At 62.9% G+C, this 23,239-nt stretch carries 19 protein-coding genes and 1 pseudogene; 13 read left to right on the top strand and 7 right to left on the bottom strand.

All coding sequences use genetic code 11. The features are described 5' to 3' along the window. The first annotated feature begins 39 nt into the window (after positions 1-39). Both LWF01_RS09305 and LWF01_RS09300 read left to right on the top strand, forming a co-directional pair. Complete coding sequence (locus LWF01_RS09305) at positions 40-2,499, top strand: S1 family peptidase (RefSeq protein ID WP_349640736.1); 2,460 nt, start codon at positions 40-42, stop codon at positions 2,497-2,499. Between the two features lie 155 nt (positions 2,500-2,654). Continuing rightward, a complete protein-coding gene (locus tag LWF01_RS09300) occupies positions 2,655-3,215 on the top strand; it encodes a hypothetical protein (RefSeq protein WP_349640735.1) in 561 nt (186 codons plus the stop codon). 12 nt (positions 3,216-3,227) lie between these two features. Here the strand turns inward: LWF01_RS09300 and soxR are convergent, their stop codons facing one another. Beyond that, positions 3,228-3,692 (bottom strand): redox-sensitive transcriptional activator SoxR, encoded by a 465-nt coding sequence (gene soxR / locus LWF01_RS09295; protein ID WP_349640734.1) that lies wholly within the window; start codon positions 3,690-3,692, stop codon positions 3,228-3,230. A 64-nt stretch (positions 3,693-3,756) separates the two neighbouring features. On the opposite strand from soxR, the gene LWF01_RS09290 reads away from it, so the two are divergent. Continuing rightward, entirely contained in the window at positions 3,757-5,175 is a 1,419-nt protein-coding gene (locus tag LWF01_RS09290) for an MFS transporter (RefSeq protein WP_349640733.1), read from the top strand. 33 nt (positions 5,176-5,208) lie between these two features. On the opposite strand, the gene LWF01_RS09285 is transcribed toward LWF01_RS09290, so the two are convergent. Further along, positions 5,209-6,249 carry a glutathione S-transferase family protein gene (locus LWF01_RS09285; protein WP_349640732.1) on the bottom strand — a complete coding sequence of 347 codons (1,041 nt, stop codon included), beginning with the start codon at positions 6,247-6,249 and terminating at the stop codon, positions 5,209-5,211. Between the two features lie 134 nt (positions 6,250-6,383). Here LWF01_RS09285 and LWF01_RS09280 point away from each other — a divergent pair, with 134 nt between their 5' ends. Further along, a complete protein-coding gene (locus LWF01_RS09280; protein ID WP_349640731.1) occupies positions 6,384-7,298 on the top strand; it encodes an Fpg/Nei family DNA glycosylase in 915 nt (304 codons plus the stop codon). 25 nt (positions 7,299-7,323) lie between these two features. Here the strand turns inward: LWF01_RS09280 and LWF01_RS09275 are convergent, their stop codons facing one another. Beyond that, positions 7,324-7,704, bottom strand: a complete 381-nt coding sequence (locus LWF01_RS09275) for a nuclear transport factor 2 family protein (protein ID WP_349640730.1) — start codon at positions 7,702-7,704, stop codon at positions 7,324-7,326. Positions 7,705-7,787: 83 nt separating this feature from the next. Here LWF01_RS09275 and LWF01_RS09270 point away from each other — a divergent pair, with 83 nt between their 5' ends. Both LWF01_RS09270 and LWF01_RS09265 read left to right on the top strand, forming a co-directional pair. Then, positions 7,788-8,843, top strand: a complete 1,056-nt coding sequence (locus tag LWF01_RS09270) for an FUSC family protein (protein ID WP_349640729.1) — start codon at positions 7,788-7,790, stop codon at positions 8,841-8,843. Positions 8,844-8,854: 11 nt separating this feature from the next. Beyond that, positions 8,855-9,157 carry an ArsR/SmtB family transcription factor gene (locus tag LWF01_RS09265; protein WP_349640728.1) on the top strand — a complete coding sequence of 101 codons (303 nt, stop codon included), beginning with the start codon at positions 8,855-8,857 and terminating at the stop codon, positions 9,155-9,157. Here the strand turns inward: LWF01_RS09265 and LWF01_RS09260 are convergent. From LWF01_RS09260 to LWF01_RS09250, 3 genes and pseudogenes are all read right to left on the bottom strand, one after another. After that, positions 9,154-9,981 (bottom strand): aldo/keto reductase, encoded by an 828-nt coding sequence (locus tag LWF01_RS09260; protein ID WP_349640727.1) that lies wholly within the window; start codon positions 9,979-9,981, stop codon positions 9,154-9,156. The two genes, LWF01_RS09265 and LWF01_RS09260, sit on opposite strands and share 4 nt — an antisense overlap. 103 nt (positions 9,982-10,084) lie before the next feature. Then, positions 10,085-10,255: pseudogene (locus tag LWF01_RS09255) on the bottom strand (ISL3 family transposase); the annotation flags it as partial. A gap of 10 nt (positions 10,256-10,265) precedes the next feature. Then, the gene (locus LWF01_RS09250) at positions 10,266-10,958 is read right to left on the bottom strand and encodes a helix-turn-helix transcriptional regulator (protein WP_349640726.1); all 693 of its coding nucleotides are present in this window, start codon (positions 10,956-10,958) and stop codon (positions 10,266-10,268) included. Positions 10,959-11,161: 203 nt separating this feature from the next. Here LWF01_RS09250 and LWF01_RS09245 point away from each other — a divergent pair, with 203 nt between their 5' ends. Both LWF01_RS09245 and LWF01_RS09240 read left to right on the top strand, forming a co-directional pair. Beyond that, entirely contained in the window at positions 11,162-12,607 is a 1,446-nt protein-coding gene (locus LWF01_RS09245; protein ID WP_349640725.1) for an MFS transporter, read from the top strand. Beyond that, the gene (locus LWF01_RS09240) at positions 12,604-13,971 is read left to right on the top strand and encodes an amidase family protein (protein ID WP_349640724.1); all 1,368 of its coding nucleotides are present in this window, start codon (positions 12,604-12,606) and stop codon (positions 13,969-13,971) included. Before LWF01_RS09245 ends, LWF01_RS09240 begins: the two co-directional genes overlap by 4 nt. A gap of 240 nt (positions 13,972-14,211) precedes the next feature. Here LWF01_RS09240 and LWF01_RS09235 read toward each other — a convergent pair whose 3' ends face one another. Next, a complete protein-coding gene (locus tag LWF01_RS09235) occupies positions 14,212-16,035 on the bottom strand; it encodes an AMP-dependent synthetase/ligase (RefSeq protein WP_349640723.1) in 1,824 nt (607 codons plus the stop codon). A 303-nt stretch (positions 16,036-16,338) separates the two neighbouring features. Between LWF01_RS09235 and leuS the strand changes: the two genes are divergently transcribed. The 5 genes from leuS (at position 16,339) to LWF01_RS09210 (ending at position 23,204) form a co-directional block, all read left to right on the top strand. Next, positions 16,339-19,293, top strand: coding sequence for a leucine--tRNA ligase (leuS, locus tag LWF01_RS09230; protein ID WP_349640722.1), 2,955 nt, complete (start codon positions 16,339-16,341; stop codon positions 19,291-19,293). A gap of 83 nt (positions 19,294-19,376) precedes the next feature. Continuing rightward, positions 19,377-20,843 carry an NAD-dependent succinate-semialdehyde dehydrogenase gene (locus tag LWF01_RS09225; RefSeq protein WP_349640721.1) on the top strand — a complete coding sequence of 489 codons (1,467 nt, stop codon included), beginning with the start codon at positions 19,377-19,379 and terminating at the stop codon, positions 20,841-20,843. A gap of 117 nt (positions 20,844-20,960) precedes the next feature. Then, complete coding sequence (nadE, locus tag LWF01_RS09220) at positions 20,961-21,782, top strand: NAD(+) synthase (protein WP_349640720.1); 822 nt, start codon at positions 20,961-20,963, stop codon at positions 21,780-21,782. A 30-nt stretch (positions 21,783-21,812) separates the two neighbouring features. Further along, a complete protein-coding gene (locus tag LWF01_RS09215; RefSeq protein ID WP_349640719.1) occupies positions 21,813-22,514 on the top strand; it encodes a maleylpyruvate isomerase family mycothiol-dependent enzyme in 702 nt (233 codons plus the stop codon). Between the two features lie 21 nt (positions 22,515-22,535). Next, a complete protein-coding gene (locus LWF01_RS09210; protein ID WP_349640718.1) occupies positions 22,536-23,204 on the top strand; it encodes a hypothetical protein in 669 nt (222 codons plus the stop codon). Positions 23,205-23,239: the final 35 nt, after the last annotated feature.

The following is a 23,239-nucleotide window of genomic DNA, read 5'->3' as shown; positions in this document are numbered from 1 at the left end:
GGCAACTGCCCTAAGACCCCCTCATAGGAGTTTAAAATTATGCTTCGAAAGCGCTCATTGTTGCGCTCGACGCTCGTGGTCACCGCCGCCGCGAGTATTGCGTTGGGAGGGACCACACTGGCTTCGGCCGTTGTGGCACAACCCGCCGACGCAACCACGACGGCCAGTGCCGCCGATTCCATCGATCCGCAGCTTGCGAAAGCGATCAAGCGGGACCTGGGAATCAGCGTCGACGAGTACCTGGCCCGCGGCGAGACCGCCGAGAAGATTTCCGCCGCCAAAACGGACCTGGAGAAGACCAAGGGCTTCGACGGTGTCTGGATGGACGGCAATAACGTCACCATCGGCGCCAACGCCGCTGCCGGCGCCGACCTGAAGGCTGCTGCCAAGGCGCTGAACGCCAAGGTGGTCAAGACCTCCTCCGGCACGCAGAACTCGGTTGATGCAGCTTGGAAGGCGATCGAAAAAGAGGGCGTTTCCGTCCAGTCGATCGCGCGCAGCAAGAGTGGGTTGAAGGTTACGGTTCAGGCCGAAGCTCAGGCCAAGGCTTCGAAGAAGACGTCGATCGATGCGGCCGCGAACGAAAAAGCCGCGGACGAAATCGATGCTAAGAAGCTCGAAGCGAAGCTCGGCACCAAGATCTCGGTGCAGGCCGCCGACTACAAGATCTCGCCAGCGGCTGCAAACGATCTGCCCGGCGGACACGGCTACATCACATCCAACAAGGGTGGTACGCCGTCCGGCATCTGCTCGGCTGGATTCAACGGTTTCGACAAGGACGGCAAGCCAGTCGTCATTACCGCGGGCCACTGCAACAGTGGCAAGGCGGGCGACCCAGCTGCCTACGGTCAGGGTGGCAAGACCAATCTGGAGAATCCGGCCAAACCCAATGAGCTGACGAAGGATCTCGGCGCCTGGGGACCATCGATCTTCGCCGGGGCCTACAACGGTGCCAGTGACGGCGATACCGACATCGGCATCGTGACGGTCACCAACGGGCAGCTGAACCCGGTCGCCAAGGTGACGGACTGGAAGAACAAGAACGATCTCGCTTCCAGCGGACCGAACGTCAATGGCGTTGTCGATCCGACAGTCGGAGCACCGGTCTGCAAGTCCGGTCGCACCACGTTCTGGACCTGTGACAAGATCGACGAACTGCTGACCTTCGAGGTCGGGATCACCCCAACGAAGACCCAGAAGGTCGAGGGCTTCCGCAGCAACGCCGAAGCCAACGCCGGCGACTCCGGTGGCTCGCAGATCTCCGGAACGAACGCGGTCGGCATCACCAGCGCCGTCGCCAACAAGGGCACGAATCCGGATGGTACCTACATTCTGGAAAACCCTCCGGTGACGTTCGCGACCGGCCTGAAGGACGCGCTCGGTAAGCTGCCTTCCGGCTACACAGTGAAGCAGCACGTTGCCACCCCGACGGTCACGACGAAGAAGGTCGAGTCCGGCGGCAATATCAAGGGCACCGCTCCCAAGGGTTCGACTGTTGTAGTCACGGCCGGCGGACAGTCGCAGAACGTCGACGTCGATGGTGACGGCAACTGGACCATCAAGGCTCCGAACGCGCTCGGCGACTACAACTTCTCCGTGAAGGCCAAGAAGGGCTTCAACGAATCAGCTTCGGTCGACGCAACTGTCAAGGTTGTCGCAGAGGTAATTGACGATGTCACCATCACCACTCCCAAGGACGGCAGCAAGGTATCCGTAAGCGATTCCAAGCTGAAGTTTGAGGGCGAAGGCGAAAACGATGCAGCGGTGAAGATCACCGACTCGGCATCCGACGTGACAGCTTCGGCAACCGTCAAGGACGGCAAGTGGACCGCTGAACTGAGCGACAAGCTGAAGGTTGGCGAGCACAAGTTCACCGCTACCCAGACCGTGGGCAACGAGACCTCAACGGCCTCGGTAACTGTCACGGTCACCAAGGATCCTGCGGCGAAGGTCACCATCACCAGCCCTGAAGACGGCCAGAAGTTCCAGGATGATGACCCGAACATCAAGTTCACCGGAGCCGGTGAAGATGGCGCGGACATCAAGCTGAGTTACGAAGACGGCAAGACCTGGACCGCAAAGGTCACCGATGGTGCCTGGGAAATCAAGCTGGGTGACACGCTGAAGGCTGGCGAGTACACCTTCACCGCAGCGCAGACGGTCGACGGAGAAGCAGCCGGCGAAGCAACAGTGGACATCACCGTTGCTCCAGCTGCCGACACTGACACCGAGGGTACGACCGAGGGCGGCAGCGATTCAGAAGCCGACACCGAGGACGGAACCGACAGTGAAAGCTCGACCGAAGGTGGCAGTGACACCGAGGCCGGCACCGACGGCGAAGGTTCAACCGAAGCCGGCACCAACGCCGAGGACGACAACGGCGATGACCTGCCACGGACCGGTTTTGCCGGAGCGACCGCAGCAGCCATCGGCGGTGGATTGCTAATCGCATTCGGCGCCCTGACGCTGATCGTGATGCGTCGCCGGGAAATGCAGTAAACGAAGGAAAAATAGCGGATAGCGCGGGGTAACGGCCGTGCGATGGCGGGCCTCAAAGTTAAACTTTGGGGCCCGCTTCCGTGTCTTGGGGCGTCCGCGGTCTGGACGTCCGTTTGGTTCCTTACACTTGGAAGTACCGATAGGGAGGCACTCGTATGAAGCTGATGCAAAGAATTGGAGCGACCGTGACCGTGATCGGCGTGGCAACTCTGGCAGCCTGCGGTCCGCAGGACACCGACACGGCGTCACCGGAGGACGGCTCACCCGGAGCCGGCTCGTCCGAGAGTCAGTCCGCCACCGAGCAGACCGACAAGACACTCAAACTTCTGGAAACCCTCAAGACCGAGCTGGGCGACTCCTATGCCCAGGGCTGGATTGAGGAAGGCAAGCTTCACGTCGCCGTGACAACGGATGAGGCGGTGGCCAAGGTCGAGGAGGCCGGCGCGGCCGCGAAGAAAGTGAAGTTCAACGAGAGCCAGCTCAAGCAGGCTCAGCAGGACGTGCAGGATTGGGCCGACTCGCTTGACGCCGAAGCTCGGTCAGCCGTGCAGACCTACGCTGCAGATGGCCGCAACGGCCGGATCGTGGTTGGCGTGCACGAATCCGAAATCGCCGCAGTCGAAAAGGCGTTCCAGCAGGCGAAGCCCGCGGTGGGCGACGGCGTACCGGTGGTGTTCGAAAAGACCAGCGGCAAGATCAGCCCGGCCGGCGGCTAGGCGGGCTTGCCGCTAATCTGCCAGGTCGACCTGGAGCAACCGTGGGCCGACGCCTTTCTGCCCCAGCACGTCATGTGGATTCTGCAGACTGCACCGCTCCAGCGATAGACAGCCGCAGCCGATGCAGTCGCTCAGCTGGTCCCGTAGCCGCCTTAGCTGTTCGATTCTGGCGTCAAGATCTTTCCGCCAAAGAGTGGACAAGTGCTCCCAGTCCTTCGGGCTGGGAGCTTTGTCCTCTGGGAGGGTATTGAGGGCTTCCCGGATTTTCGCCAGCGGAATTCCGACGCGTTGCGAGGTCCGGATGAACGCGACCCGGCGCAGCATCTCCCGGCGGTACCTACGCTGGTTTCCGGAGTTCCGGCTACTGGAGATTAGTCCTTCACGCTCATAGAAATGCAGGGCCGAGACGGCCACGCCGCTGCGGCCGGCCAATTGTCCCGGTGTGAGCAATTTGGCGTTCCACGCCAGGTCGGACATTCGTTTCCCCTCTTTTGACCTCAACTGCGCTTAAGGTCTCAGGATTGAGGGTATCGAAGCTTGGATGGAAAAAGATAGGACGCTGATGAGGATCAAGGGCTTGGCAGGCCAGGCGACAGCTACAGGGACGCCGGGTACCAGCGGCGGCAGGCAGTCGCTCTGGGATCGAGAGCATCGGGCGGCGACGATCGGGCTTTCCGCACTCGCCTTCCTCGTCGCTTTCGAGGCGTTGGCTGTGACCACCGCCATGCCGACGGCGGCGCGTGAGCTGAACGGTGTCACGCTCTACGGCCTGGCGTTCGCGGCACCGCTCGCCGTCGGGATTATCTCGATGACGTTCGCCGGCAGCTGGAGTGACCGGAGCGGCCCCGGTCGTCCGCTTCAGGTCGGCATCCTGATCTTTGTCGCCGGGCTCGTAGTGGTTGGCCTCGCGCCATCAATGTGGATGCTGGTCGCCGGCCGCGGTGTCCAGGGGCTGGGAGCGGGCCTCATCTCGGTCGCGCTCTACGTGGTGATCGGCCGCCGCTACGCCGAAGCGCTGCGTCCGCGGATGTTCACCATGCTGGCCGCTGCCTGGGTGCTGCCGGCGATTGTCGGACCCGCCCTTGCCGGATTGGTCACCGAACGGCTCAGCTGGCGTTGGGTATTCCTTGCAGTGCCGCTACTGGCCGTGAGTGCCGGCGTACTGCTGGTTCGGACGAACCGAGCGCTGAGGCAGCGGAATCAGGCCGTCGTGATTAGCTGGGCTCAGCCGCTATGGGCGGTCGTTGCCGCCCTTGGTGTGCTGGTGCTCAGCCTGTTCGGCGAGCGCGAGCTGCCCTGGTGGGGCGCGGGAGTCCTGCTGGGCGTCGGACTTGTTGCTGTCGCCGTGCCTCGGTTGCTTCCTGGCGGGATCTGGCGGGCCGCCGAGGGCCTGCCAGCCGTGATCGCGATGCGCGGCTTTCTCGCCGCCGCGTTCGTAGGCGCGGAGGTATTCATCCCACTGATGCTTTCGTCAACCCGCGGCCTGTCCGCTTCGCTCGCCGGCCTTGTCCTGACCACGGCGGCGCTGAGCTGGTTCGCCGGTTCGTGGTTTGCCGGACGAAGCGTCGTGCGTCCGATCACCAGGCTCCGCTGGGGTGCTGTGCTGATCGTCGTCGGGACGCTCACGGCGGCACTCCCGCTGATCGAAGCGGTGCCGGTCGCGGTGGGCATGCTCGGCTGGGGCCTGGCCGGCGCTGGGATGGGAATGGCATACCCGACCCTTTCCGTGCTGACCCTGTCGCTGTCCGCCCCGGATGAGCAGGGCGCCAACAGCTCCGCGCTGCAGATCAACGAGGCAGTTGCTCAGTCGATCATGCTGGCAATCAGCGGTGCGGTGTTCGCGTGGCTGCTCGAGGTCAATACGACAGCCGCCTATGCGATGAGCTTCCTGGTTGCCGCCGGGTTGGGCTTGATCGGCCTGCTGTGCGCTCGTCGGATTCCCGCAACAGTCGGCCGTTAGCGCCTGGCCGACCGTTCCCGCAACAGCTAGCCGTCAGCGCCAGGCTAGGGCGCTGTTGGCGGCCGGCACGAGTTCGCCGTCCGGCGGTGGCGGCGGAGCGGTGCCATCGCCAAACGGCCGGCCGCCAAGCTGCTCGCGGTGATGCGCGGTAAGCCAGCCTGACAGGTCGGGGCCCTTCGGAACGATCTGAGTGGGGTTGATGTCGGAGTGCACGATGTAATAATGCTTCTTGATCTGATCGAAATCGGTGGTGTCACCGAAGCCGGGCGTCTGGAAGAGGTCTCGTGCGTAGGCCCACAGCACCGGCATCTCACTGAGTTTGCTTCGATTGCACTTGAAGTGCCCGTAATAGACCGCATCGAAGCGGGCAAGCGTGGTGAATAGCCGGACATCCGCCTCCGTGATGGTGTCGCCGACCAGGTACCGCTGATTCGCCAGCCGATCGCTGAGCCAGTCGAGTCTGGCGAACAGCTGGTCGAAGGCGCGGTCGTATGACTCCTGCGAGCCGGCAAATCCGCACCTGTAGACCCCGTTGTTGACTTCTGTGAAGACGACGGCGGCAACCTCGTCGATCTGGTCGCGTAGATTCTCCGGGTAGAGATCCGGTGCCCCATCCCGATGAAACTCGGTCCACTGCGTCGACAGGTCCAGCGTGATCTGCGCGAAGTCGTTCGTCACCACGGCACCGCTCGGGACGTCGACAATTGCCGGAACGGTTATTCCACGCTGATAGTCCGGAATCCGCCGGAAGAACGCCTCCTGCAGCCGCTCGATGCCTAAGATCGGGTCTTTTCCGCCGGGATCCAGATCGAAGGTCCAGCTGCGTTCGTCGTGGGTGGGACCGCAGATACCCATTGAGATCGCGTCTTCCAGCCCAAGCAGGCGCCGGACGATAACCGCCCGGTTCGCCCACGGACAGGCTCTCGCAACGACCAGCCGGTACCGGCCAGGTTCTACCGGATAGCCGTCCCGGCCATCCCGGGCTATCCGGGTCTCGATGTAGTTGGTGTCCCGGTGATATTCCTGCCCCGGCTCGACGTAGACCCCTTGCGACTGCTGAGCGTTTTCTGGCATTGGAGGCTCCTGGTGGCGGCAATCATCTTCCGCCCCAACGATATCGTGCGTCTGCCGGCACCGAACGTGGCGCACGGAGATGATATTGTCGCCGACGACAATGTGTAATTTTCCCGGACGAGATGTCGTCATTCATGCCTGAGGGTCATTCGATTCACCGGCTCAGCCGGGCTTTTGATGAGTTGTTCGGCGGCCAGCGGCTGTCGGCGTCATCGCCGCAAGGACGGTTCACCCGGGGCGCCGAGATCCTGGACGGCCTGAAGCTGACCGCTAGCGAGGCATTTGGCAAGCAGCTGTTCCTGGGATTCGGCGGAGCGGCCAAAGAGCCGGCTCACTGGCTTCGGGTGCACCTCGGGCTCTATGGGGCGTGGACGTTCGCGGGCGACCGGAATTTTCACGGACCACACGCGATCGGGGCACCGCGGCGCCGGGTCGGTGAGGAAGAGAAAGCACTGCCGCCGGACGCCACGGTCGGCCCCTCGGGCGGCCAGACAGACCCGCCCGATTCGGCTGACGAGCGTTTTGTTCCGCCCGCTCCTCGTGGTGCTGTCCGGCTACGGCTGCTTGGCGACCATGGCTGCGCCGACCTGAACGGGCCGACCGCCTGCGAGGTGATCACCGAGACCGAGATGGCCGGAGTCCTGGCTCGGCTCGGACCGGACCCGCTGCGCAGCGACTCCGATCCCGAGCGCTTCATCCAGAAGAGTCGTGCGCGCAGGGTGGCGATCGGCAGCCTGCTGATGGACCAGGCCGTGCTTGCCGGGGTCGGGAACATCTACCGCGCCGAGTCGCTCTTCCGGGCAGGGGTGGACCCATATACGCCGGGTTCGAAACTTCCCGGCGACGTACTGAACTCGATCTGGCAGGACCTGCGCGTCCTGATGGCTGATGGCGTCGCCCAGGGAAAGATCGTGATCCGTCCCGACCCGGAGGAACCGTTCTTCGTCTATCGCAGGACGGGCATGGGCTGTTTCGTCTGCGGTTCCCCGATCGCCGAAGCCAAGCTTCAGGCCAGGCGGCTGTTCTGGTGCCCGGGTTGTCAGTCCTAGCCGGAGTTCTCGCCGGCTGAATTGACTAGGCGGCCGGCGGGGTGGCGGTGGTGTCCTGGCTGAAGCTGTTGAGCCATGGCTCATCGACGCCCGCACGCTCCCATAGCGAGCTGACGTACATCGCATCCGCAACGCCATCACGTGCCCCGGTATAGTCTGCCCGGTAGCTGAGCAACGCAATATGCTCGGTCAATCGGACCACACGCGGCTCGGAGAGTTCGTAGCTGGCGATACTCGGCCCGTCCTTGACTTCCCGCACATGGTCTTCGCGTGAGCCGAATCCGGATTCGTAGACGCCGAGGAATCCAGGCGTGAGCAGCGCCCGGTCGGCCGCCATGTCGCCTAGCCGAAGTGCCTCCCATACCTCGGTTTCCCGGGCAAGTAGTTCATCGAGTAAGTCAGGCATGAGCACAGAGTAACCCACAGATGATTTAGTTAGTTAAGCTATTTATTATTTGTGCCCGACCAGGAACGGAGAGAAACGAACACATGTACCGAGGACTCGACATCTTTTGGCCGGGCAGAATCGGCCGGCTGGATCTGGAGGCCGCGGTACGTGCCTGTATTTGCGTCCTGGTGCCGCTGCTGGTGCTCTGGTCGCTCGACGAGCTCCAGCTCGCGGCATATGCGTCGTTCGCCGCATTCACCGGCCTGTACGGACGCACCGAGCGGTATCGCCAGCGAGCGGTGAGCGTCGCAGTCGCGGCAGTTGCTCTGCTGGTCACCATACTGGCCGGCATGGGCACGGCCCTCGTAGCTAACCACGACGTCCTGTTCGTTATCGTGCTCGTCCTGATCTGCGGACTTGGCGTTGTGCTCAGCGCGGTAATGCACTGGATCCCCTCGGGTTCAGTCTTCCTTGTGTTTGCCTACTCGGTGTGTTCCGCCATTCCGACATCTGGCGCAGACCTGGTGCCACGCATGTCGCTGGCCGTCGCCGTGGCAGGCTTCGCGTGGCTCGTCGCCATGTCCGGTTGGCTGGTGCGAAGGACGGTTGGCAAGGCAACTGTTGCGCTCCAGCCGCTGCGCGAGGTGTCGAAGCGGGACGGATCTGCGTGTAAGGATCCGGTCGTGCTCAGAGTGGCACTGGAAACCGGGCTCGGCGCCGGGCTTGCGCTCCTGCTATCCGGGTGGCTTGGCCTGGGACACGCCTACTGGGCAGCGGTTGCCGTCGCGGCGACGGTGCCGCGTCCGCATGCCCCGCGGGTTTTCACCCGGGCGATTCACCGTGTCGCCGGCACCGGCATCGGTGTGCTGGTCACCGCGCTGTTCCTGAGCCTCGACCCGACGCCGCTGAGCATCGTCTTAGTTGCTGCGCTATGTCAGTTCCTGGCAGAACTGATTGTCGGCCAGGTTTATTGGATAGCGCTGATCTTTGTCACGCCGCTTGCGCTTTCGGTCAGCAGTCTCAGCGTGCCGGCGGCAACATCGTCACTTGTCGCCGACCGGCTGCTCGACACTCTGCTCGGCGGTGTTGTCGCCGGACTCCTGATCTGGCTCGGTTCGGTCAGGACGGCATTGTCCCGAGATATTCGCGACCGCTAGTGTCTAAAGGTGTGACGGATGCGGAGATAAGGGATCAAACGGCACTGCTTTTCAAGACGCTGGCTTCGGCGTCAAGACTTGCGATTCTGGCGCAGCTCAGGCAGGGACCAAGCAGGGTGAACGACCTGGTCGAGGCCTTGGGCATGTCGCAGCCATTGATTTCGCAGCACCTAAGCGTGCTGCGCTTGGCCCGGCTGGTCGAAGGCAAGCGGCACGGCAGGGAGACCCTTTACGAGGTGTCCGACCTGCACGTCACCCACATCGTCGACGATGCCCTGGCACACGTGGCCGAGAAGTCAGGGAATAGCAGCTAGAACTCTTCGTGGATAGCCGGGTCGAAGCCTTCGCGTCCTTTGCCGGTGTTGAGCGCATTGATGACTGCGGTGTCATCGCTATCCAGGCTGAAATCGAAAACGTCGAGGTTCTGCTGCATCCGGTCGCGGTGCGAGGCCTTGGGGATTACGACGATGTCCTGATCCAGGTGCCAGCGCAAAATCACCTGAGCCGCGCTTTTGCCGTGTTTGGCGGCGATCTCGTCCAGAGCTGGGTTCCCCAGCAATTGTCCCTTGCCGAGCGGGGACCAGGCCTCTGTGACAATCCCATGGTCAGCGTGATAATCGACCAGGTCGCGCTGGGAGAATAGCGGGTTGAGCTGAATTTGGTTCACCGCCGGGACAAGTGAGGTTTCCGCCGCGAGCCGTTCCAGATGTGTCGGGAGGAAGTTCGATACGCCGACTGCCTTGGTCTTGCCGACCGCGAGCATTTCTTCCATTGCCCGCCAGCTCTCGACGTACTTGTCCAGGCGGGGGAGCGGCCAATGGATCAGAAACAGGTCCACGTATTCAAGCCCCAGGCGCTGCAGGCTGTCGTCGAGCGCGCGCTTCGCGTTATCGAAGCCCTGATCGTAGCCACGTAGCTTCGTGGTGATGAAAAGCTCGGACCGGTCGACTGCGAAGTCCTTGATGCCGAGGCCGACCTCGGTCTCATTGTCATAGCGCGAGGCGGTGTCGATGTGTCGGTAGCCGACCTCGAGCGCCTCACGAATGCGGACCCGTGGATCCTCGAGCTTGCTCGTGCCGAGGCCGATCTTCGGAAGCCGTGAACCGCCGTGCAGTTTGATGTCGGGAACCTGGGTCATAGTTGTACCTCGCTTGTTGGGGGCCAGTGAGAATGACTAGCCGCCGGGAGAATAAATCATACTGCCCGATATCCAAGCCGCGGTCCTGGCGAAAGGCCGACGGGTGCTGATCAACGATGCCGGCCGGTTCGACGCCATCAAACCGGGTCGGGTCGTCGATCAGCACCCGCTTGCCCTCGGCGATGACCGCACCGTCGGCAGTGTGCCACGCCACCCCGAGGCTGTCCGCGGCGCGGCTGACAGTCAGATGATTCACGACGATCCCTTCCAGCGACGCTCAGCGGTCACCGGCTCTGACTATTGAGGAAGTGGGCCGCGAGCCCGGCTCGGTTCCGTGTGCCGGTCTTTTCGAATGCATTGGTCAAGTGCGTTCGCAGGGTCGGCAGCGAGATGCCCAGCAAGGAGCAGATCTGCTTGTCGCCGTGGCCCTGGGCTACGAGCTCGGCGATCTGTGATTGGCGTGGAGTCAGGGAGCTGATGGTCGAGGGTTTTTCCAGTGGCCACAGTCGCGTGACCAGGTCTCCGAGCGACTGGAGCAGCACGGCCTCGTCCGCTGTGAAGGGCGCAGACCGGCGCCCGCGCCATAGCCTTAGGTCGATCGATCCGGACTGGGACTTGGCGGGGAAGTAGTTCATCCCGTGGTACATATCGCGACTGTGCAGGAAGTCGTTGATGAATTCGTCACAGGAACTTGGGACGGGCGTAACCGTGGAGGTCCGGCTTTGTTGGAACAATCTTGGAGTCAGCACATCGATATGGCGGAAATGTCGGGCGTAAGCACGGAGCATGTCCTGGCCGAGATTAATCTCCACTGGGTCCGCGTACGGGCCGGTGGCATCGCAAACGTAGGAAACGAAAACATCTGCCTTCAGGATCTCCCGCACCGTGTCACCGAGCAGGAGGCGGCGCTCAGCGGCGGGAGTCTGCGACAGTGCAATGTCAATTGCCTCGCTAAAGAGCCTTTGGTTCTGGTCCATGGTTGCCTCGCAAGGAGTCAAAGGCCAAGCTGCACTGTGCCCGCCTTGTTCTAGTCTGACTTGAAGTGTCTAGCAAAGATCCGGTTCGTGCCTGGGCGCCAGTGTCGAAGACCGGGGCCATCATCAGAAATGACGATGTTGGCGCCCTGATGCCGATTCTAGATTGGTGTGACGCAGATCATTACCATCGGCAAGGAGCCCCCATGTCCACAACACCTGCCCGGTCGGCAACGAGTTCCCGCACGGACCTGCTGCGACGCATCGACCGATTCCCCCGCTGGGGACTGAGCACCACGTCCGTCCTGACGATCGGTTTGGGCATGCTCTTCGTCCAGTACGACATCTTCAACATCAATGTCTCGTTCGTGCAGACTTGCCTGCAGATCATTGACCAGTGCAGTCCCACGACGTCGGACAGTTTCATCGGCCTGCCGGTCTTCATGAGCCTGCTCGGCTACGGCATTGGCGCGATAGTCCTGGGTGTCCTTTCGGACCGTTTCGGCCGGCACCGCATGCTGATTGCCTCAATGGTCGTCACGGGATTGGGATCGATCTACTCGGCTCTGTCGGCCGACGAAATCAACTTTGCCCTGTCGCGGCTCATCACGGGCATCGGGATCGGGGCCGACCTGGCCATCATCAACGTCTACGTTAGTGAGGTCTCACCACGTCGATTGCGCGGGCGGTACACAAGCGTGCTGTTCATTATGGCGGCCTTTGGATCCGCTCTCGGCATCTGGCTCGGTCTCTTCCTGACCACTCCCGTGGGGCCATGGCCTCACGGACTCCCGTTTGCGATCGCATCGGAAGATTTCACCAGCGGCTGGCGCTGGGTCTATGGTGCCGGCGCCGTACTGGCACTCGTGTCGCTGTTCCTGCGTGTGGCCTTGCCCGAGTCGCCGCGCTGGCTGCTGGGGCGAGGAAGGACGGACGAGGCTGCCACCGTATTGGATGCAATGGAAGCCAACGCCACCCGCCGTCACGGGCTGCCACCCGCCGAGCCAGTACGGGATGAAGCACTGGAGCCGCAGCTCAGTAACTGGGGCGCTGTAGCCGAACTACTGTGCTCACCGCTTTACCTTCGCCGACTACTGGTTCTCGGGCTGGCCTGGATGTTGGGTTACTTGACGATTTATAGCTTCTCTGGAGCTTTCACCTCCGTGCTGGTGCGCCAAGGCTACTCCGCGGCCGAGGCCGGGATGGTCTCAGCCGTGGGCTTGCTGGGCTTCATCGCGGCCGCCTTCGCGGCGAGAAGCGTCGTGGACCGGTTGGAACGGCGGTGGTGGATGATGATCGGTGCCGCGATCACGATCGCGGGGTCCCTGATCGTTGCTGCCGCCGGTGGGCCACTGACGGTATTCGCCGGCGCCATGATCTTGTTCTTTGGCCAGAACATCTGGATCCCGGCCCAGTACGCGCTCACCGCAGAGAGCTTCCCGACCCGGTTTCGTACGACCGCATACGCGCTGGCTGACAGTCTTGGCCATGTCGGCGGTGGGCTTGGGGTATTCCTGTTGGTCGGTGCCTTGGGTGAGCTGCCGCTGCGGGCCACAATGCTGGGCCTGGTTGCCTTCCTCGTTGTCGGCTCAATAGTCAATCTGTTTGCCCCCGCCACACGGGGCCGGAGCCTGGAGGAGATCGCTAAGTGACCGCTATCCGGCCGATCATCGACCCGGAACCCGGAGTATGGACCGAGCCCGCGGATGAAATGCAGATCCAGGCGCAGCCGTGGAGCGCCCAGCCCTTCACCCTGGCTGTGAAGGCCAACATATCCGTAGCCGGGTTTCACCGCTCCGCCGGGTGCAGAGCTCTCGTCGTCCGCCCTGAATCCGCTGATGCCCCGGTGGTGGCCCAATTACGCCGGGCCGGGGCCGTCGTCATCGGCATGACGAACATGCACGAGCTGGCCTTCGGCAGCACGTCCAATAACGCCGATTTTGGCCCGGTCCGGCACCCAAATGATTCAGGCCGGGTCGCCGGGGGATCCTCGGGAGGCAGCGCGGCCGCGGTCGCGCGCGGGGACGTGCCCGTTGCATTGGGTACGGACACTGGTGGGTCGATGACCATACCGGCCAGCTTGTGCGGAGTCGTGGGTTTCCGCCCAAGCACTGGACGCTGGCCGACGGCCGGTATCGTGGGCCTGTCCTGGACGCGCGACACACCCGGCGTCTTCGCCCGCACCGTAGCCGAGATCGATTACATTGACCGATGCGTTGTCGACTCGGACGAACTGGACGCCATAAGGCCACGACCTCGGTTGGGCGTTCCGGTCGAATTGGTGGAGAACCTCGACCCTGCCACTGCGCAGTCGTTCGAAGCCGCCCTACAGCGTTGGGGCGGGACCGTCGACCTGATAGACATCGAATTGGGCAGCGTCCTTGATCACGCGCGGGCAGCGGAAATGCCGATCGTCCTGTGGGAGTCCCGCCGTCTACTGGCCGCGGTTGCCGCCGAGGCGCTATTCCTGGAGCCTGAGGAAGCGTTCGGCAAGCTGGTCTCTTCAGTGCAGAGCCCGGACGTGCGGGCCATCCTGGAAGCGGAAATCGCCGTTCCTACCACGCCGTCGGAATATGCCGAGGCCCAGCAGCGGACAGCGCTCGCCCGCGAGGGCTATGTGCGACTGCTCGCCGACCATGACCTGGACGCGCTGGCTTTCCCTGCCACCCCAGCGCCGGCGCCCCGCATCGGCGAGGACGATCTGGTGGAGCATATGGGCGAGCCCACGCCCACCTTCGGACTCTACACCCGCAATACAGGCCAAGGCTCCATTCTCGGGGCCCCCATGCTTACCCTGCCGGCACCAGTACCCGTCAGTGGACTACCGGTTGGTGTGACGTTGCAGGGGCCGCGATTCAGCGACCGGCGGATTCTCCGGCTGGCCGTCAGGCTTGAAGCGCTGCTGACCGAACCACCCGCACATATCAAGGAGCTGCATGACCATGCCCCTAAAGACAGGAAGCGCCGAGGGTTGCCTGTCGGGCACGGCCGGCAGGCAACATCTATAGAGGAATAAGCCCACGTCCAAGGACGAATTTTCTCTTCCAGTCACTGGTGCAGAGCCGACACAGATCCGGGAGGACGGGTGCCGGCCGACGATCTGACGGGAGTAGGCCCGAATCACCCGTAGTCATCCCCGGACGCTCACCCGCGTCGATCGCGGCCTGCTATACATGTAGCTCACAGTCGGCAGACCCATCACCGAACGTTGCGCGTCCCTCTTCAGGAATTGCACCGCGGTTCTCAGTCGAAGTGGCTAGTTCTGCGCCGGCGGCGGTCCGGCGTACAGGTTATCTACCTGGTCGGCGAAGTCACGCTGCACAATATGTCGTTTGATGCTCTGCTTGGCCGACAAATGTCCTGACGCTTCGGACAACTCGATCGGCAATACCTCGAACCGGCGAATTGATTCCGCCCGCGACACCGATTTGTTGGCGTCATCCACCGCATGCTGCAATTCGACCCGAATCCGCTCGTCCTTCGAGGCCGCTTCCAGACTCAGCTCGGGCAGCCCGTTATTGGAAAGCCAGGTAGGCAGCATTTCCGGATCAAGAGTCAGCAGGGCGGCGATAAAGTTTCGACCGTCTCCGACGACCACTGCCTGGCCGACCAGCGGATGCCGGCGCAAACGGTCCTCAAGTGGCGCCGGCGCCACGTTCTTGCCGGCAGCCGTGACCAGAATTTCCTTCTTCCGTCCGGTGATCCTGAGGTAGCCGTCCTGGTCGAGCGTGCCGAGGTCGCCGGTGTGGAACCAGCCATCTACGAATGCATCGTCGGTCGCGGCCTGGTTCTTCCAGTACTGCCGGAAGACTCCGATGCCCTTTGCCAGGATCTCGCCGTCGGCCGCGATTTTGATCGAGGAACCAGGAAGCGGGATGCCGACCGTGCCGATCTTGGACGCAGATGCCAGATTGACCGTAACCGGAGCCGTGGTTTCGGTCAGGCCGTAACCCTCCATCACAATCAGCCCCAGCCCGCGGAAGAAATGGCCGAGCCGCTCACCGAGCGGGCCGCCGCCGGAAACTGCATGAGTCACCCGGCCGCCCATCACATCCCGAAGCTTCGTGTACACCAGGCGGTCGAACAGCGCGTGGCGCAGTTTCAACCCGAGACCCGGGCCGCCGGCATCGAGCGCTCGGGAGTACGCGATAGCGGTGTCCGCCGCGGCCCGGAAGATCTTTCCTTTGCCGCCCGCCTCTGCCTTCTGCTCGGCTGAGTTGTACACCTTCTCGAAGACGCGCGGCACCGCAAGAATGTAGGTCGGCCGAAACGAGCCGAGGTCGGAGGTGAGGTCCTTGAGGTCGCTGGTGTGCCCCATCGTCGTGCCTGCGGTAACGCACAGCACCTGAATGAACCTGGCCAGCACGTGGGCCAGTGGCAGAAACATCAGAGACCGGGCACCGGAGGAGAAGATCTCGGGAGCGATGCTGATCGCGGACCGGGCGATATTGACGAAATTGCCGTGCGTCAGCTCGCAACCCTTGGGCAGGCCGGTGGTGCCGGAGGTGTAGAGAATCGAGGCCAGATCCTGGTTATCAGCGCTCGAGCGGCGTTCTTCCAGGGTTTCATCGGTAATCGCGGCGCCTGATTCGGTGAGCTCGCTCAGAGCACCCGCCTCGATGATCCAGGCATCATCAGTAGGCGGGTTGCCCTCGAAAGCTTCGGTGAGCAGCTCGAGATGCCTTGGCGCTTCGAGGAAGATGCGCCGCGACCCGGAGTCCTCAAGAATCCACTTCAACTGTTCGGTGGACGACGTCTCATAGACAGGCACCGTGACCGCGCCGGCAAACCAGATGGAAAAGTCGATCAGCGTCCACTCGTAGCTGGTCCGGGCCATCAGCGCGATACGGTCACCTGGCTGCACGCCGGAGGCGATCAGGCCCTTTGCCAGACCCGCGACCTGCTGATGGAAACTACGGCTTGAAATATCGATCCAGCTCCCGGAGGAATCCTTGCGTGAGAACAGTGCAAGGTCAGGATTACGCCGCACCTGCTGCAGCAAAGCGTCGGTGATGTTTTCGGAGTCTACGATTTCGAAGGACAGGGGAACACTGGTCTGGGGCGCGAATGTCTCCGGCATGGTTTCCTCTTCATTGACGGTGCCTCGGACGTTCATCCTATCCAGCGGCCGGCAGCATGCGGGCCGGGTACGACGCCAGAGCGCTAAAGCTTGTTGGATTCGAGACCATCGGGCTGCCAGAGGCACGCCTGCGCTACCATATGAGTGTGGAATTCGGTTTGCTTTTTATACAGCCACGTTGAGACGACCTCGACGTGGCTTCCCCTCGGAGCTCTGAGGGGTTTTTTTGTGCCCGGCCGTATTCAGCCAGGGGAAACGTTTCCACTTCACGCAGACCGATGAGTTGAAGAGTTTAGGACGAAGATGACGCAAGGCACCCAGCCAGTCGACGTACCCGGGAGTGGCGCGAGCATCGGCGCCGATCCCGGCGTTTCGATCGATGCTGCGCATTTCCGCTACACGAGCTCCCTGGCCGCTGAGATTGAGCGGCGCTGGCAGGACCGCTGGGAGCGGGAGGGCACCTTCGAAGCCCCCAATCCGGTCGGCGATCTGGCTGCGGAGCCTTCCGCCGGTCATGTGGGTGGTTTGGCGCAGGACAAGCTGTTCATCATGGACATGTTCCCGTACCCGTCGGGCAAGGGACTGCATGTCGGCCACCCGCTGGGCTATATCGCGACCGACGTCTACGGCCGATACCACCGGATGACCGGCCACAATGTGCTGCACGCCCTGGGCTATGACGCCTTCGGTCTGCCCGCCGAGCAGTTCGCCGTACAGACCGGCCAGCATCCTCGGGTCACGACAGATCAGAACATCGATAACATGCGCCGGCAGCTGCGCAGGCTCGGCCTGGCTCACGACGCGCGACGAAGCTTCGCCACGACGGATCCTGAGTTCGTGCGCTGGACCCAATGGGTCTTCCTGCAGATTTTCAACTCGTGGTACGACCCCGAAGCCGCTGACGGCCGCGGCCAGGCCCGTCCGCTGGCCGAACTGATCGAGCAGTTCGCCGACGGCTCCCGCCCGCTACCAGATGGCCGCAGCTGGGACGCTCTGAGCAGCCGCGAGCAGAACGACATCCTGTCCGGATATCGGCTGGCGTACGTCAGCGAGTCGCCGGTTAACTGGTGTCCGGGACTTGGCACAGTGCTGGCCAATGAAGAGGTGACGGCCGAAGGCCGAAGCGAACGCGGCAACTTCCCGGTCTTCACCCGGGAACTTCGACAGTGGAACATGCGAATCAGTGCCTACGCCGATCGGCTGATCGACGACCTTGACCGGGTGGACTGGCCCGAAGCCGTGCGCAATATGCAGCGCAACTGGATCGGACGCTCGCACGGCACCGAAATCCGCTTCGACATTCCGGATGTCGCGGGGCACAGCGGACCCGAGTCCTTCGAGGTCTTCACCACCCGGCCGGACACTCTGTTCGGCGCGACCTTCGCCGTCCTGGCGCCCGAGCACCAGCTGATCGACTCCATCGTGCCGGAGCAGTGGCCCGCAGGCACCAAGGACGCCTGGACCGGTGGCTACCACTCGCCGATCGAGGCCGTGTCGGTCTATCGCAACGTGGCCGCCGAGAAGACCGATCTGGAACGACAGGCAGATGGTCGCGCCAAGACCGGGGTGTTCACCGGAGCTTTTGCCACGAACCCGATCAACGGTGCCCGGATTCCCGTTTTCATCGCCGACTACGTGCTGACCGGCTATGGAACCGGTGCGATTATGGCTGTTCCCGGTGAGGACGCCCGCGACTGTGCCTTCGCCGAGACCTACGAGCTGCCGGTGATCCGCACCGTCCAGCCGCCGGAAGATTTTGACGGCGGGGCGTATACAGGCGACGGTGCCATGATCAACTCGGCAAACGACGAGATCTCGCTGAACGGGCTGGCCAAGGATCAGGCAAAGGCGTTGGCAATTGACTGGCTGGTCAGCAAGGGCGCCGGAACCGCGACCACCACCTACCGGCTGCGTGACTGGTTGTTCAGCCGCCAGCGCTACTGGGGCGAGCCATTCCCGATCGTCTATGACGAGGACAACCAGGCGATCGCCTTGCCTGACTCGATGCTGCCCGTCGAGCTGCCCGAGGTGCCGGACTTTTCGCCGAAGTCGTTCGAACCGGATGATGTCACGAGTGAACCCGAGCCCCCGCTGGGCCGCAATCACGAGTGGGTTCATGTCGATCTGGATCTCGGTGACGGAGTGAAGCGCTACCGTCGGGAAACCAACACCATGCCTAACTGGGCAGGCTCGTCATGGTACGAATTGCGCTACACGGACCCGAACAACCAGGATGTGTTGGCCGACCCGCAGAACGAGAAGTACTGGATGGGGCCTCGCAACGCGGGGGAGGCCGGCGGCGTCGATCTCTACGTAGGAGGCGTCGAGCACGCCGTGCTCCACCTGCTCTATGGCCGGTTCTGGCACAAGGTCTTGTTCGATCTGGGGCACGTTTCCAGCGAGGAGCCGTTCCACAAGCTGTTCAACCAGGGCTACATCCAGGCCTACGCCTTTACCGACTCCCGGGGTTCCTACGTTCCTGCCGCTGACGTCGTCGAGGAGATCGATGACGATGGTAACCCGACGTACAGCTATAACGGCGAGCCGGTCAACCGCGAATACGGCAAAATGGGCAAGTCGCTGAAGAACATGGTGACCCCCGATGACATGTACGACGAGTTCGGCGCGGATACGTTCCGGGTCTACGAGATGTCGATGGGGCCGTTGGATGATTCCCGGCCATGGGAGACGCGCGCCGTCGTCGGTTCGCAACGCTTCCTGCAGCGGGTCTGGCGCCTGGCCGTCAACGAGGAGACCGGCGAGTTGCAGGTCAGCGACGACGAGGCTGACGTTGCGACCCGCAGGCTGCTGCACAAGACCATCGAAGGTGTCGGCAACGACATGGGCGGGATGCGATTCAACACTGTTGTCGCCAAGCTCATCGTCCTGACGAACCACTTGACCAAGTCCAACATCGCGCCGCGGGAAGTCGTCGAGCCACTGGTATTGATGCTGGCGCCACTCGCACCGCATCTGGCCGAAGAGCTTTGGTCCAGGCTGGGTCATGAGACCACCTTGGCCTTTCAGGCATTTCCGGTTGCCGACCCGACGTATCTGGTCGACGACACGGTGACCTGCGTGGTACAGGTTGCCGGGAAGGTCCGGGCCCGCCTTGAGGTTGTGCCCAATGTCGACGACTCGGCGTTGGAGAAACTAGCCTTGGAGTCACCGGCCGTGCAGAAGTCTCTTGACGGCCGCTCCGTGCGCAAGGTCATTGTGCGCGCGCCCAAACTCGTCAACATCGTTCCAGGAGCGTGATCGTTTAGTCCAGTGCTTCGAGCCGACCGTCTGAACTCGACTAACCAGCGAATATTTACCTGACTCATTGAGGAGAACAGCAAGTGGCTGACACGACTCGGGAAGCGGCCGTTATCGGTTCCGCGCCCAATCAATTGTTTATCGACGGCGAATGGGTCGACGGTAGCGAAGGCAAGAAGATCGATGTGCTGGACCCATCGACCGGCGACGTACTGTGCCAGATTGCCGACGCCACGCCTGCCGACGGCCGGCGTGCGCTAGACGCCGCCGTGAAGGCGCAGAAGGACTTCGCGGCGACATCGCCGCGCGAACGTGCCGACATGCTGCGGCGGGCATTCGAGCTGCTGCACGAGCGGATCGACGATCTCGCGCTGATCATGACCCTCGAAATGGGCAAGCCGCTGGCAGAGTCCAGGGGCGAAATCGTCTACGCCGCGGAATTCTTCCGGCACTTCTCGGAAGAAGCTACCCGGATTTCCGGAAACTATCAGACGGCGCCTGCCGGCAACGCGCGCTTCATCGTGACGAAGCAGCCCGTGGGCCCGTGCATTCTGATCACGCCCTGGAACTTCCCGATGGCGATGGGCACGCGCAAGCTTGGCCCGGCAATCGCAGCAGGCTGCACCTCGGTGATCAAGCCGGCCGCTCAGACGCCGTTGTCCATGCTGGCGCTGGCCGCGATCCTGAAGGAAGCCGGTGTTCCGGACGGCGTAGTCAACGTCGTGACGACTTCGAACTCCGGCGGAGTGATGGAACCGCTGATCCGGTCCGGGGACGCCCGGAAGATTTCCTTCACCGGCTCGACCGAAGTCGGCGTGCGGTTGCTGGAGCAGGCGGCGGAGAAAGTTCTCCGCAGCTCAATGGAACTTGGTGGCAACGCGCCGTTCCTGGTGTTCCCGGACGCCGACCTCGATGAGGCAGTCGCCGGCGCGATGGCAGCCAAGATGCGCAATGGCGGAGAGGCTTGCACTGCGGCCAACCGGATGTACGTGCACAAGGACATCATCGGCGAGTTCGGCAAGAGGCTGTCCGAGAAGATGGGCGCCCTGGTGGTCGGCCGTGGTGTCGAAGACGCCACGCAGGTCGGTCCGCTGATCGATGCCAAGCAGCAGGGCAAGGTTGCCGAACTTGTGGACGACGCGATCAGTCAGGGCGCAACTGTTCTCACCGGTGGCTCCGCCCCCGAGGGGAAGGGCTTCTTCTTCACCCCGACGGTCCTGACCGACGTTCCTACCTCCGCGCGGGTGAACAAGGAAGAGATCTTTGGCCCGGTTGCTCCGCTGATTTCGTTCAGCTCAGAGGCCGAGGCGATTGAGCTGGCCAATAACAGCGAGTTCGGACTGATTTCCTACGTCTTCACCAAGGACCTGCAGCGGGCGTTCCGGGTCTCCGAAGCCATCGAGTCCGGCATGGTGGGCCTGAATCAGGGCATTGTGTCGAACCCGGCGGCGCCATTCGGTGGCATGAAGTCCTCCGGTCTTGGCCGTGAGGGCGGTTCCGAGGGAATTGAGGAATTCCTGGAAACCAAGTACATCGGCATGCCGCTTTAAGCAGCGCGGCATAGCGGCATCGAGCGTGTCGGGACCTACCGGTCCCGGCGCGCTCGATGCGTTCTCCTTAGCCCGTCGCCGTGCGGCAGCCAGGGCTCAGGCGGTAGATTTCTGTCTATGGGAGACCTACAGAGCCAGATAATCGCCGCACTCAACGTCAAGCCGTCGATCGTCGCGGGCGAAGAGATTCGGAGCCGCATCGACTTCCTCAAGGCATACCTGCGGAAGTCGGGAGCGAGTGGGTTCGTTCTGGGCATCAGCGGGGGACAGGACTCGTCGCTTGCTGGCCGGCTGGCGCAGCTCGCCGTCGAGGAACTGCGCGCCGAGGGCGCCGAAGCGAGATTCACCGCAGTCCGGCTGCCCTACGGTGTGCAGCACGATGAAGACGACGCGCAGCTCGCGCTGTCATTCATCAAGCCGGACTTCGACCTCACCTTCAACATCCGCGCCGGCGTCGACGGCGTGGCGGAGGAATACGCCGAGGCAACCGGTGAACGCATCAGCGATTTCAACAAGGGCAATGTCAAGGCCCGGTCCCGGATGATCGCCCAATATGCCCTTGCCGGCCAACATGGCCTGCTCGTCGTCGGCACGGATCATGCTGCCGAAGCCGTCACCGGTTTCTTCACCAAGTACGGCGACGGAGGAACGGATGTGCTTCCGCTGGCCGGGTTGACCAAGCGGCAGGGGCGCACGCTGCTTGAGGAGCTCAGCGCACCGGAGCGCCTCTACCTGAAGCCGCCGACCGCCGACCTGCTCGACGATGATCCCGGCCAGACCGATGAGGCAAACCTCGGTCTGAGCTATCAGGAGATCGACAGTTACCTCGAGGGTCGCACGGTTCCGACCGTGATCGCGGATGCCATCGGCCGCCGCTATCTTGCCACCGCACACAAGCGTCAGGTGCCCGCATCGATGTTCGACGAATGGTGGCAGTAGAACGCGATTGGCATGGCTTAGAGTTCAGCTATGAGTGCTGTGAATTTATCTCAGGTGGACGACGCCGAAGCCGCGTTTGATGCACATCTTGCCAGCCTGAGTGATCAGGAGCTTCGCGAGCCGAGTCTGCTACCGGGCTGGACCCGGCAGCACGTGCTGGTGCATGTCGGCTTCAACGCGAATGCCATCGGCCGTCTCGCCGATTGGGCGTTCACCGGCGAGGAAACCCGGATGTACCCATCGGAATCCAGTCGCGATCAGGAGATCGCGGCTGGCGCAGCCTGGGAACCTGCGCGGGCCCGCGAGTTCTACCATCATGCCAATGCCGAGCTTGAAGAAAAGTGGTCGAGGCTGACGGATGACAACTGGCGGGCGCAGGTGCAGACCCGGCAGGGTGACTGGGTAGAGTATCGGTATTTTGCCTGGAAGCGCGCTGTTGAACTCTGGGTACACGCCGTGGACCTTGCTGCCGGTGCCGGCTTCGAATCCGTTCCTCCCGATGTGCTGACCCGCGTCCTGGAAACCATTGCGGAAGGCTGGGAGTCGCGGGGCCTGGCGCTCGAGTTGCCGGACGAATGGAACGATTCACCAGCGGTGGTTCGTTCAACCGCCGACAACAGAATTGTCGTAACCGGGGAACTTGCCGATGTCGCCGGCTGGGCAACCGGCCGCGGAATCGGAAACGTCACCTCGCCGGACGGCAAGGTGCCTCCGGCGCCGAAATGGCTGTGAACCAACCCTCAGGAGACTTAGGTGACTGAACTAAATGCGCCCGATCCGAATCAGCCGGTCGGGGCGACCGATGAGCCGATCGAGGGTGTCGTCGTCGGTTCCGCAGATGATCGATCAGCCGGGTCGGGTACCACCTCGCCAGTTGTCCGCGAGCTGGTCCGCGCACTGACCGTCGCCGTCGCGCTGCTGAAATTTCCGCTGCTGGCGGTGGGGGTGCTTCCGTTCGTCCCGGCGGCTTTCGCGCTGATATTCGCGTTCATTCTCGGCGGCACCTGGCTCGTCGTTGGCGCCATCATCACGGCGCTGCTGATAGCCGGCCCGGTAGTGCTGCTGCTCTTCCGGAGGTCGGCGATCAAGGCAGTATCGTCAGCTCAGTCGTTGGAGGACGAGATCAGCCGTGGGCTCGACCTCGCCGACGCGTGGAAGGATGCCCGTTCGACGGTGCACGAGGTCCGGGACCTCGGTGCGAACAACCCTGGGCTGTTCGGCAGGTTCAAACAGGTTCGGCACGCGATGAATGGCATGCAGGGGCTCTTTGAGCGCTTCACCGAGTTCCCGCGGTTGCGCCCGTTTCTTCCCCCGCGGCTGCCGTGGACCGGCTACCTTGTGGTGGCCTCGCTGGTCGGCACGGTCTTGCTGGTCGTGCTGGGCATCGTCGAATTCGTCGCCATTCTGGCGACGGCGCTGTAGTACCAGGACTGTCTGCCGGGCACGGCGCTTTGCCG

Origin of the sequence: Saxibacter everestensis (assembly GCF_025787225.1) — a bacterium.
Lineage (GTDB): Bacteria > Actinomycetota > Actinomycetes > Actinomycetales > Brevibacteriaceae > Saxibacter > Saxibacter everestensis.
The sequence above is the reverse complement of the archived record's forward strand: the minus strand, read 5'-3'. Positions and strand labels throughout refer to the sequence as shown.

Coding starts and splice junctions, on each gene's coding strand:
- LWF01_RS09305 (WP_349640736.1), top strand. CDS start 40: ATGCTTCGAAAGCGCTCATTGTTGCGCTCGACGCTCGTGGTCACCGCC.
- LWF01_RS09300 (WP_349640735.1), top strand. CDS start 2,655: ATGAAGCTGATGCAAAGAATTGGAGCGACCGTGACCGTGATCGGCGTG.
- soxR (WP_349640734.1), bottom strand. CDS start 3,692: ATGTCCGACCTGGCGTGGAACGCCAAATTGCTCACACCGGGACAATTG.
- LWF01_RS09290 (WP_349640733.1), top strand. CDS start 3,757: ATGGAAAAAGATAGGACGCTGATGAGGATCAAGGGCTTGGCAGGCCAG.
- LWF01_RS09285 (WP_349640732.1), bottom strand. CDS start 6,249: ATGCCAGAAAACGCTCAGCAGTCGCAAGGGGTCTACGTCGAGCCGGGG.
- LWF01_RS09280 (WP_349640731.1), top strand. CDS start 6,384: ATGCCTGAGGGTCATTCGATTCACCGGCTCAGCCGGGCTTTTGATGAG.
- LWF01_RS09275 (WP_349640730.1), bottom strand. CDS start 7,704: ATGCCTGACTTACTCGATGAACTACTTGCCCGGGAAACCGAGGTATGG.
- LWF01_RS09270 (WP_349640729.1), top strand. CDS start 7,788: ATGTACCGAGGACTCGACATCTTTTGGCCGGGCAGAATCGGCCGGCTG.
- LWF01_RS09260 (WP_349640727.1), bottom strand. CDS start 9,981: ATGACCCAGGTTCCCGACATCAAACTGCACGGCGGTTCACGGCTTCCG.
- LWF01_RS09250 (WP_349640726.1), bottom strand. CDS start 10,958: ATGGACCAGAACCAAAGGCTCTTTAGCGAGGCAATTGACATTGCACTG.
- LWF01_RS09245 (WP_349640725.1), top strand. CDS start 11,162: ATGTCCACAACACCTGCCCGGTCGGCAACGAGTTCCCGCACGGACCTG.
- LWF01_RS09235 (WP_349640723.1), bottom strand. CDS start 16,035: ATGCCGGAGACATTCGCGCCCCAGACCAGTGTTCCCCTGTCCTTCGAA.
- leuS (WP_349640722.1), top strand. CDS start 16,339: ATGACGCAAGGCACCCAGCCAGTCGACGTACCCGGGAGTGGCGCGAGC.
- nadE (WP_349640720.1), top strand. CDS start 20,961: ATGGGAGACCTACAGAGCCAGATAATCGCCGCACTCAACGTCAAGCCG.
- LWF01_RS09215 (WP_349640719.1), top strand. CDS start 21,813: ATGAGTGCTGTGAATTTATCTCAGGTGGACGACGCCGAAGCCGCGTTT.